The organism is Halomonas sp. A3H3, from assembly GCF_000982975.1.
Lineage (GTDB): Bacteria > Pseudomonadota > Gammaproteobacteria > Pseudomonadales > Halomonadaceae > Vreelandella > Vreelandella titanicae.
The window spans coordinates 2,827,867-2,840,516 of record NZ_HG423343.1; the positions used below are offsets into that span (position 1 = coordinate 2,827,867).

Annotated in this window: 14 protein-coding genes; 13 read left to right on the forward strand and 1 reads right to left on the reverse strand. The window is 55.0% G+C overall.

The genetic code is table 11. From position 1 onward, the window contains the following. From HALA3H3_RS26130 to HALA3H3_RS12565, 13 genes are all read left to right on the forward strand, one after another. The coding region (locus HALA3H3_RS26130) for an MFS transporter (RefSeq protein WP_144410456.1) at positions 1-425 on the forward strand (425 nt) is incomplete at its 5' end. 291 nt (positions 426-716) lie between these two features. Continuing rightward, positions 717-1,016: a hypothetical protein gene (locus HALA3H3_RS12510; protein WP_022521951.1), complete on the forward strand. Its 300-nt coding sequence runs from the start codon at positions 717-719 to the stop codon at positions 1,014-1,016. A gap of 187 nt (positions 1,017-1,203) precedes the next feature. After that, entirely contained in the window at positions 1,204-2,328 is a 1,125-nt protein-coding gene (locus tag HALA3H3_RS12515; RefSeq protein WP_022521952.1) for a heparan-alpha-glucosaminide N-acetyltransferase domain-containing protein, read from the forward strand. Positions 2,329-2,357: 29 nt separating this feature from the next. Further along, positions 2,358-3,503, forward strand: coding sequence for a serine hydrolase (locus tag HALA3H3_RS12520; RefSeq protein ID WP_022521953.1), 1,146 nt, complete (start codon positions 2,358-2,360; stop codon positions 3,501-3,503). Positions 3,504-3,552: 49 nt separating this feature from the next. After that, positions 3,553-3,831 (forward strand): peptidylprolyl isomerase, encoded by a 279-nt coding sequence (locus tag HALA3H3_RS12525; protein ID WP_007112840.1) that lies wholly within the window; start codon positions 3,553-3,555, stop codon positions 3,829-3,831. Between the two features lie 83 nt (positions 3,832-3,914). Then, positions 3,915-4,856 (forward strand): ABC transporter ATP-binding protein, encoded by a 942-nt coding sequence (locus HALA3H3_RS12530; RefSeq protein ID WP_022521954.1) that lies wholly within the window; start codon positions 3,915-3,917, stop codon positions 4,854-4,856. Continuing rightward, positions 4,853-5,614 (forward strand): ABC transporter permease, encoded by a 762-nt coding sequence (locus HALA3H3_RS12535; protein ID WP_009287521.1) that lies wholly within the window; start codon positions 4,853-4,855, stop codon positions 5,612-5,614. The genes HALA3H3_RS12530 and HALA3H3_RS12535 overlap by 4 nt, the downstream gene beginning before the upstream one ends. Positions 5,615-5,649: 35 nt before the next feature. Continuing rightward, positions 5,650-6,663, forward strand: coding sequence for a nucleoid-associated protein (locus tag HALA3H3_RS12540; RefSeq protein WP_022521955.1), 1,014 nt, complete (start codon positions 5,650-5,652; stop codon positions 6,661-6,663). Between the two features lie 117 nt (positions 6,664-6,780). Beyond that, entirely contained in the window at positions 6,781-7,743 is a 963-nt protein-coding gene (locus HALA3H3_RS12545; RefSeq protein WP_022521956.1) for an RpnC/YadD family protein, read from the forward strand. Between the two features lie 529 nt (positions 7,744-8,272). Continuing rightward, positions 8,273-9,661, forward strand: a complete 1,389-nt coding sequence (gene ltrA / locus HALA3H3_RS12550) for a group II intron reverse transcriptase/maturase (RefSeq protein WP_022521957.1) — start codon at positions 8,273-8,275, stop codon at positions 9,659-9,661. A gap of 223 nt (positions 9,662-9,884) precedes the next feature. After that, complete coding sequence (locus HALA3H3_RS12555; RefSeq protein WP_022521958.1) at positions 9,885-10,349, forward strand: tellurite resistance TerB family protein; 465 nt, start codon at positions 9,885-9,887, stop codon at positions 10,347-10,349. Beyond that, positions 10,342-10,935 carry an exopolysaccharide biosynthesis protein gene (locus HALA3H3_RS12560; RefSeq protein ID WP_009287523.1) on the forward strand — a complete coding sequence of 198 codons (594 nt, stop codon included), beginning with the start codon at positions 10,342-10,344 and terminating at the stop codon, positions 10,933-10,935. The genes HALA3H3_RS12555 and HALA3H3_RS12560 overlap by 8 nt, the downstream gene beginning before the upstream one ends. A gap of 42 nt (positions 10,936-10,977) precedes the next feature. After that, positions 10,978-11,538: a YqhA family protein gene (locus HALA3H3_RS12565; protein ID WP_009287524.1), complete on the forward strand. Its 561-nt coding sequence runs from the start codon at positions 10,978-10,980 to the stop codon at positions 11,536-11,538. Between the two features lie 22 nt (positions 11,539-11,560). Here HALA3H3_RS12565 and HALA3H3_RS12570 read toward each other — a convergent pair whose 3' ends face one another. After that, on the reverse strand, positions 11,561-12,583 hold the full coding sequence (locus HALA3H3_RS12570; protein ID WP_022521959.1) for a serine hydrolase domain-containing protein: 1,023 nt from the start codon (positions 12,581-12,583) through the stop codon (positions 11,561-11,563). Positions 12,584-12,650 lie beyond the last annotated feature (67 nt).

The window sequence follows — 12,650 nt, forward strand, 5'->3', positions numbered from 1 at the left end:
AGCCGCTGCTTTGGGGTGGTTCGGTTGGCATGGCGGGGACACTGGCGTGCCTCTCCTATGCGTTTTCTACAGCGACGATGGTGGATGGCAGCCTACAGTTATCGAGTGATATGGGCGTATTTGCGCTGCTGTGCGCCAACCTTTATGTGCTGTTTTTTAACGCCTCGTGGGGGCCGGTGATGTGGGTCATGCTGGGTGAAATGTTCCCCAATCAAATGCGCGGCTCGGGGCTGGCGATTGCCGGTCTTTTCCAATGGCTAGCCAACTTCGGTATCACCATGACCTTCCCGATCATGCTGGCATCTATTGGCTTGTTTGGGGCCTACGGGTTTTATGCGATCAGTGCCGTTGCCTCTGTCTTCTTTGTTATCTACTTCGTCAAAGAGACGCGCGGGAAAGAGCTCGAAGAAATGGCTTACGAGTAAGTCACTTTCACTTTGTTGCCCCGATTGCATGATTAACCGGGGATCATGTGTCTATTTTAAACAGTATAAGACTAGTTTTTATTAATAAAATCAAAGGGTTGGTGTGTGTTTAAAACATATAAGCAATTGTTTAACAATGCTTTTTGTTAACTATTGGCACAGGCTGGCACGGGCACTGCAATGCAGTAGGTAAGAGTGGAACAGGTAGGACGATCTGACGCTCTTACTCATTAAACCCAGTGCGATGCTCGCACAGATGTTTAAGTAGCAACGTTTGATAGGAGCAGTATCATGATGAAGACGGAATCTCTCAAGAAACTTGGCATCCTAGGTGTATCATTTGGCCTGTTGGCCAGCCCACTTGCGTTTGCTCAAGTGGACAGCAGTGACGAGTACGAAGAACCGACCCCGCAAGAAGAAACGACGCAGGATGATCAAGGTACCTACAACAGCTACGACACTGAGCAAGATAAAGGTTCGGATGTAGGCACTGAGTATGAAGAGGAAGAGCAAGAATTCACTTACGAAGAAGAGGAAGAGGAGCAAGAAGTACCCGCCACCGATGAAGAGGAGGATGATTCCGGCTGGTAATTGCAATCTTTAAGGAATAACTTTTCTCGGGCTCAAGGATGAGCCGACAGATGCCCCGCCAACTGCGGGGCATCTTTGTATGTGGCCGTTAACAGTATCAACCAAAGCGCACGATATAATTTCGCGCTAAGGTGTTAAGCATCGGCGCGCTTAACAATTTGAGAACGCTACCCACAAGGATGTCTCGATGCCCCTGAACTGGTCGCCCTTAAAATGGACAGACAAGCCCCAACTGCCCAAGGCCGAGGGCCGCATAGCGGCGATTGACCTAGCCCGTGGTATAGCCATCGGCTTGATGATTATTAGCCATTCAGTCAGTGGGTTAGTCGGCATTCGCAATGTACCCGATTGGGGGATGGTGCCGGTTCATTTGCTGACTAAATTCTCCTCTTCGCTGTTTATTGTGGTGTTTGGTATTGCCCTGGCGGTGGCGTTTCTTTCCCACACTCAAAGCGATGACTGGCCTAAGCGCCGGTTAAAGCTATGGCTGCGCGCTGTAGAAGTGTGGTTCTGGTACAAAGCGCTCCTTGTCATTGAGATGCTGCCGTTCTACTCGCCCAGCGAGATCGTCGATGCGTTGCGCTATGGCCGATTTGCCATTTGGGTCGAAATCTTAGGCTTCTACGCCATCGCGCTGCTTTGGGTGCCGCTGATTCTGCCGCTCTGGGCGCGGGCGCCGCTCTGGAGTCGACTCGCCACCATTGGTGCATTAACCGCACTCACTATTTGGCTGCAAAGCCTTACGTTTGGTGGCAACGATATTCTGAAGGCGCTGCTGGTGGATCATGAAGACCATTACACCTGGGGGCAGATCAGTCGCGCGCCGTTGATTTTGGTGGGCCTACTCATCGGCGAAGCGTTGCTGCGCTGCTACTTCGACTCCGCCAAACGGCGCCGCTTAGTACTCACTCTGTTGAGCCTGGGTACGATGATGGTGGCGGGGTTTTATGCGTTGGCGTTTATCAGTGGCGATGTGCATGCGGCGATGCTGGCGGTGGCCAACAATGTCGGCAAACACCCGCCAGGGCTTGAGTTTATGCTGTTTAGCTTGGGTGGTGCACTAGTGCTGTTAGCCCTCGCTTTAGCCGGTGGCGCCAAAGCCGCGAAGGCACTTTTGCCGCTGACGATGGTCGGTTCAGATGCCCTTAAAGCGTTTATTTTCCATATTGTGATGATCTTTTTAGTGCTGCGCTTTTTGTGGGAAGGCGAGGGAATGTACACCTATCCACAGGCGCTTGGCGTAGGCGGGCTGTTAATACTTGGCGCTGCGGGGTGGATTTGGTTGACCCGTTGGATGGCTAACCACCGCTAAAAGCGATTAATAACTGCTGGAGTTATGATTTGCGACACTGGATACAACGTGGGCTGGTGGCAGTAGCGCTGATTATAGCGCTCCCTGCTCATGCAGATGAATACGATACAAATTGGTACGATGCTCATTGGTACTATGAAGTCGATAAAAAGAGCACCTGGCAGGGCGATTTAACCGCGCGCTTGAAGGCTATCGAAGACATCTTTGAGGGACGGCTGGGTGTTTATGTACAAAACCTCGCCAGTGGTGAAGCGTTTTCATGGCGCGCCGATGACTCTTGGTATTTAGCCTCGCTGATTAAAATACCGGTGGCAGCGCAGGTGCTTGCAGAGCGACAGATAGGTACGCTGACGTTGGATGATCGGTTAACGCTTGCGCGTAGTGACTTTGTCGATGGCGCGGGCCCCACTAATTGGCACGACCCTGGCACGCCTATCTCTATCCGTTACTTGATGGAGCAGATGATTACCGTCAGCGATAACACCGCCACCGATATGCTGATTGACCGCGTGGGGCTGGCGGTAGTTAACGCACGCGCCCGTGCGATGATTGCCGCAAGCGGTGGTAACCCTGATGAGATAGGCCCTATCTCTAAACTGGTCGGCGTACGCCAAGGCGTTTACGGTGAACTCCACCCTGACGCTCGGGAGCTTGGCGGGATGGATTTTATCGCCCTGCGTCAGCACTCGGTGAGTCAGCGCGGGCAGGCGTTAGCCCGCGTGCTAGGCGTTAGTACGGCGTCCTTCACCCAGCCTGATTACGACCATGCGTTTGATGCTTACGAAGCCAGTGGTGAAAACGTGGGCACCCTAAGCGCCTTTGGCGACCTGCTCGCCAGCCTGCACTCTGTTCAACAAGGAAGTGCCATGGATGATTTAAATGACGAGCAGCGGCAAACGTTGTTGGCGCTTATGCAGCGAACCCGTTCCGGCAAACAGCGTCTTAAGGCGGGTATGGGAAGCGGTATAAGCTTCGCTCATAAAACCGGCACTCAGCAGCGGCGTAGCTGCGATGCCGGTATAGCCGAGCGCACTAACGCGGATATGGCAACACAAGGGCCCTGGGTGATTGTCACCTGTACTCGCGGGCCAGAGTCGGTAAGCGATCACGAACACGCCTTGGCCCGTGTGGGCGAAGCATTGCGTTATAGCGGAGCCCTGGGTAAGCCGTGGTAAACTACCGCCCCGAATGACCCCTCAGAACATCATTAGTTAGGAGTAACCTATGACACGCGCCAGCGCCCGCCACATTTTGGTCAGCAGTGAAGAGCAGTGCCTAGCACTGAAAGAAGAAATTCAAAATGGCCGCGACTTTGCTGAAGTCGCTAAAGAGCACTCCAGTTGCCCCTCTAGTCGTCAAGGTGGTGATCTCGGTAGTTTTGGCCCCGGCCAGATGGTACCCGAGTTCGATAAGGTTGTTTTCAACGACGAAGTAGGCCAAGTACACGGCCCAGTGAAAACCCAGTTTGGTTACCATCTACTGGAAATTACCGAACGCACTTAACTTTTCCTAACCAAACGCTCTTAATTGCGCCTAAAAGGCCGTCAAGCGTTGCGGTCATTCGACCGCAACGTGAGGAGTACGCCTTGAACGACCCGATTATTACTATTAACGGCCTGAACAAAACCTACGAGGGTGGCTTTCAGGCGTTGACCCATATCGATTTAACTATCCACCGTGGCGAGATATTTGCCCTGCTTGGCCCCAATGGCGCAGGTAAGACCACGTTGATTAGTGTGGTCTGCGGTTTGGTTAACCCCTCCGCTGGTCATGTGTTGGTAGACGGGTTCGATAATATTACCCACTACCGCCAAGCCCGCGAGCGCATTGGGTTAGTGCCCCAAGAGCTGACCAACGAAGCGTTTGAAACCGTCTGGAACACCGTCAGTTTCAGTCGTGGTCTGTTTGGCAAAGCGCCCAATCCTGCGCATATCGAAAAAGTGCTTAAATCGCTGGCACTTTGGGATAAGCGCAACAACCGCTTGATGACACTCTCGGGTGGCATGAAGCGCCGTGTGCTAATTGCCAAAGCACTTTCCCACGAGCCGCGCATACTGTTTTTGGATGAGCCCACTGCAGGGGTCGACGTTGAACTGCGCCGGGATATGTGGGAAGTGGTGCGCCAGCTACGCGATAACGGCGTGACGATTATTTTGACGACCCACTACATCGAAGAAGCCGAAGAGATGGCCGACCGCATCGGCGTTATTAATCGCGGTGAGCTGGTGCTGGTGGAAGAAAAAGCGGCGTTAATGAGCAAACTGGGCAGCAAACAGCTAACCCTGAACCTGCACAGCCCGCTGGCAGAGATACCTGCAAACCTGCAGCGCTTTGAGCTAAGCCTGGCCGCTGAAGGGCATGAGCTGATCTATACCTACGACGGTAGCCAGGAAGAGGATGGTCACGCGATTTCGGAGCTATTGACCGCACTTGAGCGAGAGGGTGTCACCTTTAAAGATCTGAATACTCGGCAAAGCTCGCTTGAAGATATTTTTGTCGACCTGGTTAACCCAAAGGAGCGTGCATGAACCTTCACCCTGTTCGCGCTATCTACATGGCGGAAATGGCCCGCACGCGCCGCACGTTGCTGCAAAGCATCGTCTCGCCGGTCATCTCCACGTCGCTCTATTTTGTGGTGTTTGGTGCCGCGATCGGCTCACGCATCAGCGAGGTTAACGGCGTTAGTTACGGCGCTTTTATTGTACCGGGTCTGATTATGTTGATGCTGTTGACCCAAAGCGTCTCAAACGCCTCTTTCGGCATCTTCTTTCCGAAGTTTTCTGGCAGTATTTACGAGCTGTTGTCGGCGCCTATCTCGCATTTAGAAATTGTGATCGGCTACGTGGGGGCGGCGGCCTCGAAATCGATTCTGCTGGGGGCGATTATTTTGGCGACCTCGGGCTTGTTTGTACCGTTGGAAATCGCCCACCCGTTTTGGATGTTGTTCTTTCTGGTGCTGACGGCTGTCACCTTTAGCCTGCTGGGTTTTATCATCGGCATTTGGGCCGATGGCTTTGACCGACTGCAGCTGGTGCCGCTGTTAGTGATCACCCCGCTGACCTTTTTGGGTGGCAGCTTCTACTCCATTGATATGCTGCCGCCGTTTTGGCAAACCATTACCCTGGCAAACCCCGTGGTGTATCTGGTGAGCGGCTTTCGCTGGAGCTTTTACGGTATCAGCGATGTAAGCCTTGCCGCGAGTGTGGGCATGATTGCCCTCTTTCTCGCGGCCTGCCTGGTCGCCATTGGCTGGATTTTCCGTACCGGTTACCGCCTCAAACCCTGACTCTTTTTTTAAACACTGGAAGCTATTAGACCTTTATGCCACTACTGCAAAGTATTGTGCACCGCCTCGATCCGACGCTTGACGGTGAGCGCCTAACCCTAACCGCTGCGCCTCAATCAGAGCAGGCAGCGCCCAGTGACGACTCAGTGATGGCGACCCTGGTGGGTGCGCTCAATGACACCTACAACACCAAGCCCAAAGGCTGGGGGCGCTTTGCCGAAGAGGGTGAACAGGCAGGGCCGCTTGCCATGTGGCTGCGCGACTATTTGGCGGGCGATAAAAGCTTTTCTGAGCTTTCTGTTGAACTGGCTGAGCGGCTCGCCAAGCAGCTTCAGGAACAGTTGTCAGTAAGTGGTTACTTAGTGTTCAGCCACCAGCGCCAGGGTGATACTGAAACACTGTTGATGGCATTGGTGCACCAGCGCGAAGGGATTGGCATTAATGATGACCACCACGCGGTGCCTGCTGCCCAGCTCAACACCAGCCAGCTTACCCTAGCGGCGCGTATCAACCTTACCCAATGGCAGAGCGAGGCACCGAATGCCCAGTATGTCTCGTTCCTCAAAGATCGCGGCGGTAAAAAACTCGCTGAGGGTTTGGTCACATTGCTGGGTATGGAAGAGGGCGTCGATGCCCCGGCCGAAACCCGCACGCTGCTGAAAGCGTTTAGCGACTACGTCGAGAAAGAGGATTACGACGACGAGGTGAGCCGAGAAAAAACCGACACGCTGGTGGACTACGCCAATGAACAGCTTCGCCGTGGCGAGCCAATGACCTTGGAAGAGCTTTCTGGGCTGGTGGACGAACAGCAGCCGAAAGCCTTTTACGACCATATTCGCAACGCCGATTACGGGCTCTCGCCGGAGATCCCTCCCGATAAGCGCACCTTGAGCCAGTTCCGCCGCTTTACCGGCCGAGCGGGTGGCGTTTCGATTAGCTTTGATTCGCACCTGCTGGGCTCAAGTATCGAGTATGACGCCACTCAGGATCGCCTGATTATCAAGCAAGTGCCCAAGCAGTTAAGAGAGCAGCTTACCAAGAAGGATTGAGGTAAGGGCATCTAGTCAGTAGAGCTCTTTTTTTGTTGATGTGCAGATAGCATGAAGGGGTATCGCGCTAGCTAGGCGCCACTGTGCTAGCATTTGAGTAGTGGAATAGGAGTTTGCATGAGCGAAGCGGATACCTCCCAGCCTGCTGACCACGACAGTCCTTGGAAAATGGCGCTTGATGGGTACTGCCAAGAATTTTTGGATCTGCTGTTCCCAGCCATTCATGAACAAGTGGATTGGTCGAAAGGCTTTAGCTTTCTCGATAAGGAGTTACAGCAGATCACAGCGGGTGCCAACAGTGGCAGGCGTTACGCCGATAAGCTGATCAAGGTCTATGCACAGGACGGCAGCGAGACTTGGGTTCTGATCCATGTTGAGGTGCAGGGGGAGCCGGAGGAGGCTTTTTCTGAGCGAATGTACACCTATCAGTACCGGCTACGTGACCGCTACGGGGTGGATGTGGTGAGCTTGGCGGTGTTGGCAGATATCCGCGATAGCTTCCGGCCCACCACTTTTCGCTATCAGCGCTGGGGATGCGAGCTGACCTTTACCTTCCCCACGGCTAAACTGATGGATTGGGAAGCAAACTGGACGAAGCTCGAAGCAAGCGATAACGTCTTTGCGCTGGTGGTCATGGCCCAGATCTACGCTAAGCGATTGAAGGACGGTGCAACGCGTAAGGATGTCAAGATTGCTCTCATTCGGCTGCTGTATGAACGAGGCTACAGCCGTGAACAGATTGTGCGGTTGTTCAATATCATCGACTGGATGCTCCAGCTGCCGAGAGCTCTGGAGTCTGAGTTTGTCCAGGCGGTTTACGCCATACAGGAGGAAAAACACATGCCTTATGTCAACACTGTTGAGCGCTTTGAGCGAGAAAAAGAGCGTCAAGAAGGGCGTCAAGAAGGGCGTCATGAAGGAGTGGAAGGTACGTTACGTAAGCAAATCGCCTTGAAGTTTGGTGAGATGCCCGATTGGGCAGATCAGCGCCTGACATTGGCTTCAGACACGCAGCTAGACGAGTGGGTAGTACAGATTCTGACGGCAGATAGCTTGGAAACTCTGCTTCATAAGCAATAACCTGCTAGTCAGTATCCTCACTTATCGCACTAAAGAGGGCAGCCCCTGAGGCTGCCCTATGTGTGGTGCGCCAGGCATGGCGCGCAGCGCCTTGACCGGCGCTGTTCCTGGGGGTGGTGCTTCAGGATGACTTGGGGGTGAAAGTCCCCTGCACGCCCTGCAAGGGGAAGTGCTAGCCGACGGCAAGGGTGTCCCTCGCGAGGGGGAATCTGAAGGCAGCCCGAGGCAAAACGCTGGCCTGACGAACAGGAAGCGGATACGAGGCGTCATGGCGGGGTAAGGTGGCTACACTCACCAAAGCCCGATACTTGCACGGAACGCCATGATGTAAATCCGACAGGCATAAGCGGGAAGGTCGCGCGTCTTACCCTGGGAGGTCTGGTGGTCTGCCACGGTGCTACCGTCGTCGAGAGGCGACGGGAGGGATCACCAGACGTCAGCCGAGGCCATAGTAAGTGCCGGTTCACCACGGCACCAAGGGCCGAACATGAAGAACCGCGAGTAGGCGATAACGTCTCGAGGATCGATCATGAAGACAGACCATGACGCTAATACCGTCACTCACCCAGAGGGGCAGGGGCAGTACCCCGAGTCCCAGCCGGTGAGCGTCGAGACCAGCCCGGCGTCGTTATCGTGGACGAAAGCGGAGCCAACCTCGCTCATGGAACGGGTCGTTGACCCGGAAAACATGGAGCGAGCTTACCGTCGGGTGGTGGCCAACAAAGGCGCACCGGGTGTCGATGGCATGACGGTGCATCAACTGGCTGACCACCTGAAGCAGTACTGGCCAACGCTGCGCGAGCGGCTGTTGGCCGATCAGTACCACCCCAGCCCGATCCGAGCAACCACGATCCCTAAGCCCAAGGGTGGGACGCGGCAGCTCGGTATTCCCACGGTTACCGACCGCCTAATCCAGCAAGCGCTGTCCCAGGTACTGATGCCGATCTTCGACCCGGGCTTCTCCGAGTCGAGTTACGGCTACCGCCCCAAGCGGAGCGCCAAGCAGGCCGTCTCGGCCATGAAGGCCCACGTCACCGCCGGTCACCGCTGGGTGGTCGATCTTGACCTGGAAGCCTTCTTCGACCGAGTGAATCACGACCTGCTGATGGCACGGGTCGCGCGGCGCGTTGACGACAAGCGTGTACTGCGTCTGATCCGTCGCTATCTGGAGGCGGGTATGTTCCAGCATGGCTTGCCCACGCCGAGGCGGCGGGGGACACCCCAAGGCGGGCCCCTCAGCCCGCTACTGGCGAACATCCTGCTGGACGACATGGACAAGGCGTTGGAACGCCGAGGCCACCGCTTCTGCCGCTACGCCGACGATGTACAAATCTATGTACGGAGCCGACGAGCAGGCGAGCGGGTCATGGGCAGCTTGAGTGAGTATCTCGAGAGCTCACTTCGGCTGACGGTCAATCGCCGTAAAAGTGCGGTGGATCGGCCATGGCTACGCGGATATCTGGGCTACAGCCTCACTCGGCACAAGCAGTCGAAACTGACGCTCGCCAAGACAAGCCTGACACGCATGATGCAGCGTGTCCGTGAGATCCTGAAACGTGGCAGGGGGCGTAACATCCAACGGGTAATCGAAGGGTTGAGGCCAGTCCTACGAGGATGGGCTAACTACTTCAATCTTGTTGATGTGAAACGCCCCTTGGAAGCACTGGATCAATGGATACGGCGGCGCTTACGCGGCCTGATCTGGCGACAATGGAAACGCCCATCGACTCGGCGTCGGAAGCTGCGAGGGCTAGGCCTAGACGGGCACCGCGCCTGGAAATCGGCGGGGAACGGTCGAGGCCCCTGGTGGAATGCCGGGGCTTCGCACATGAATCAGGCCCTGCCGAGGAAATGGTTTTATGACCAGGGACTGATCTCGGTACTGGATACGGTAAGATGGCTTAAACGTTCTGCATGAACCGCCGTGGTACGGAACCGTATGCCCGGTGGTGTGAGAGGACAGGGGAGGCGACTCCCCTTCCTACTCGATTCCGCTTAATAATGGTTTTTCACTCAGTGATACTCATTTGGGTATGCCCTAAGCGCTTCCGCAACTCGTACTTAATAGTTACCAAGTATCTATGAATGCACTTCAAGGCTTAAGTACGGTCAGAAGTCGGTAGCTATAAATGGAGAGTAAAATGCTGAACGCCATTAGTGATTTCTTCCAGCGCTCGCTGGCGCAACCCGAGCAGCGCGAAAATCAAACGCTTACCCTGGAACTGGCCACCGCAGCACTGCTGTGTGAAATCGTCCGCGCCGATTATGACACCACCGATGAAGAGTTTGCCGCGCTGCGCCTTATGCTGACCGAGCGCTACCAGCTCAGCGCTAGCGATGTGGAAGAGCTGATGACGTTGGCACAAACAGAAGTGGATGAGGCCGTCGATCATTACCAGTTTGTTAGCCTGATCAAAGAGCACTATAACTATGACCAGCGCTGTGAGCTGGTCGCGCAAATGTGGCAGCTGGCCTGGGCCGATGGCAGCGTTGACCCGCTTGAAGAGCACCGTATTCGTCGCTTGGCGGATTTACTGTATGTTAGCCATAGCGATTTTATCCGTACCAAACTGCACGTAGAGGAGCGCAATAAACCCGATGCATAACCGCAACGAAGACTCGAATTTAATGGATCTAATTAGCTCGATTGAGCGTATGGAGCAGGATGCTTCGCGGGTCAGCGTTGACGATGTTGTTCACGCCGTTGGGCGGCGCTCGTTTGGGCCGCTGCTGCTGGTTGCCGGGCTGATTACGCTCACCCCGATCATTGGCGATATACCCGGCATGCCGACCTTAATGGCCGCATTGGTATTGCTGGTTTCCGTACAGTTACTAGCGGGAAGTGAGGCGTTTTGGCTGCCCCGTTGGTTGCTAAAACGCTCTCTCTCCCGTCAAAAGTTTGATAAAGGCATTCAGCTGATGAAAAAGCCTGCCCGCTGGATAGATGGACTATTGCGGGTGCGATTACCTTGGCTGACGGGCTACATCGGTATCCGGGTAACTGCCTTGATGTGCTTATTGATTGCCTTGGCCATGCCGCCGATGGAGTTTATTCCCTTTTCGGCCAACGGAGCGGGGCTTGCGCTTACCCTGCTGGGGTTAGGCTTGGTTGCCCGTGATGGTATCGTGCTACTGCTGGGGTTCGTGCTGTTCGTCGCCACCTGTGTATTGATCACGATGAGTCTGATATAGCAGCGTTATATAACAACTTTTATATAACAACAGGAGTATGCCATGACTGATCCGGTTTCAACGCCGCCGCCTAACCCCCCCGAGAGCCAGAATCGCTGGGAGCGACGCATTGAAACAGCGCTGTGGAATTCGCGCTTTTTGGTCATGCTGGCGGTCGTGCCCAGCTTATTGGGTTCGTTGATGTTGTTTATCGTCGGCACCGTGGATATTTTCAAGGTAGTCGCCGACGTGATGGGTTACTACCTATTGGGTGGCACCCAGGACATTCACGACAGCCTAGTGCCCGATATCATCATTGCGGTGGACATCTATCTGATTGCCATCGTATTGCTGATTTTCGGCTTAGGCGTTTACCGACTGTTTGTCTCCCGCATTGACCAAGCCGAAGCGAGTAATCTGCGCCACCCGTTTAACGTCGCTTCATTAGACCAACTGAAAGATAAAATCGCCCGGGTAGTGATTCTAGCGGTGATCATTGAGTTTTTCCGCGCCGTGGTGGATATCCGTTTTGCCACGCCCCTGGAAGCTATCTACTTAGCGCTTTCAGTGCTGGCGCTGGCAGCCGCGCTCTACTTGATGAGCCTAGGCCATAAAGGCGAGTAAGCGCACCCGCGACCTGGCTGTGCTACTCGTCATTTTCAGCTAGCAAGCCTTCTACCAGCCTGTTCAACCGCTGCTGGAACTGCCCGCCCGGCGAGGGTGGGTTAGGGTCTGAGGTGATCGCTACGGTCATCTCACGCTCTGGAATAACGTAAAGTGCCTGGCCGCCGTAGCCACGTCCGTAGTACACGTCTTCGCCTGACAACTGCGTAATAAACCAACCATAGCCGTATCCGTCGCCCGTCCAGCGCGATGTACCGCGCGGTTGCCATGATTCTTCCACCCAACCCTCCGGCAGAACGCGCTGCTCGCCTCCTGCTTCATTCACTACGACGCCATCATTACGATACAGCTCGCCTACCTCAATGAGTGCTCGTGGCGAGAGCTGCATATCGTTGCCGCCAAAGTAGATCCCTTGGGGGTCGCGTAGCCAGGGGCGAATGGTGATATTAAGCGGATCACCCAATAGGCGCTGGGCAAGGGAATGGGTCGTCTCGCCGCTGGCGTGGGTGAGTGCGGCGGAAAGTAGATGGCTGGTGCCGGTGGAATAGAGCATCTGCCCACCCGGCTCATCCACGAATGGGCGCGTCATCGCATCGTTCACCCAGTTGGCGCTGGCCACCCAGGCGCCATAGTTGCTGCCAGAAGTGCGCTCAAGCCCAGCCTGCTGGGCGAGCAGATGCGCCACGGTGATATCCCCAACTTGCGGATCAATACCGCGCGGTAGATGCTCGCCAAACAGCGCCACCATAGGTTGCTCAGCGGATTCAATGATGTCCGTTTCAATCGCTGCACCCGTAATGGCAGCCAGCACCGTTTTGGACAGCGATTTAATATTGGTAGGCGACGCCACCCCCGGCCCACCTTGGTGAAGCTCGTGGATAATCTCACCGTCATAGGCCACTACCACGCTGTGCACGCGGTTTAGCTGGCGGGTTTGCCGGTCTAGCGTCTGGAGTGTGTTTGCAGAAGGTTCATTAGCGGCTGCATAGGCGGTGGGTAACAACGAAGTAACAGCAAACGAAACAAGCAAAGCAGTAGCGCGCATCGCAACACCTTCGGTATAAGAGGCAACGGTTCGAGGTTTAGAAGTCGCAGAGGTTCCACAGCAAATA

Coding starts and splice junctions, on each gene's coding strand:
- HALA3H3_RS12510 (WP_022521951.1), top strand. CDS start 717: ATGATGAAGACGGAATCTCTCAAGAAACTTGGCATCCTAGGTGTATCA.
- HALA3H3_RS12515 (WP_022521952.1), top strand. CDS start 1,204: ATGCCCCTGAACTGGTCGCCCTTAAAATGGACAGACAAGCCCCAACTG.
- HALA3H3_RS12525 (WP_007112840.1), top strand. CDS start 3,553: ATGACACGCGCCAGCGCCCGCCACATTTTGGTCAGCAGTGAAGAGCAG.
- HALA3H3_RS12535 (WP_009287521.1), top strand. CDS start 4,853: ATGAACCTTCACCCTGTTCGCGCTATCTACATGGCGGAAATGGCCCGC.
- HALA3H3_RS12540 (WP_022521955.1), top strand. CDS start 5,650: ATGCCACTACTGCAAAGTATTGTGCACCGCCTCGATCCGACGCTTGAC.
- HALA3H3_RS12545 (WP_022521956.1), top strand. CDS start 6,781: ATGAGCGAAGCGGATACCTCCCAGCCTGCTGACCACGACAGTCCTTGG.
- ltrA (WP_022521957.1), top strand. CDS start 8,273: ATGAAGACAGACCATGACGCTAATACCGTCACTCACCCAGAGGGGCAG.
- HALA3H3_RS12555 (WP_022521958.1), top strand. CDS start 9,885: ATGCTGAACGCCATTAGTGATTTCTTCCAGCGCTCGCTGGCGCAACCC.
- HALA3H3_RS12560 (WP_009287523.1), top strand. CDS start 10,342: ATGCATAACCGCAACGAAGACTCGAATTTAATGGATCTAATTAGCTCG.
- HALA3H3_RS12565 (WP_009287524.1), top strand. CDS start 10,978: ATGACTGATCCGGTTTCAACGCCGCCGCCTAACCCCCCCGAGAGCCAG.
- HALA3H3_RS12570 (WP_022521959.1), bottom strand. CDS start 12,583: ATGCGCGCTACTGCTTTGCTTGTTTCGTTTGCTGTTACTTCGTTGTTA.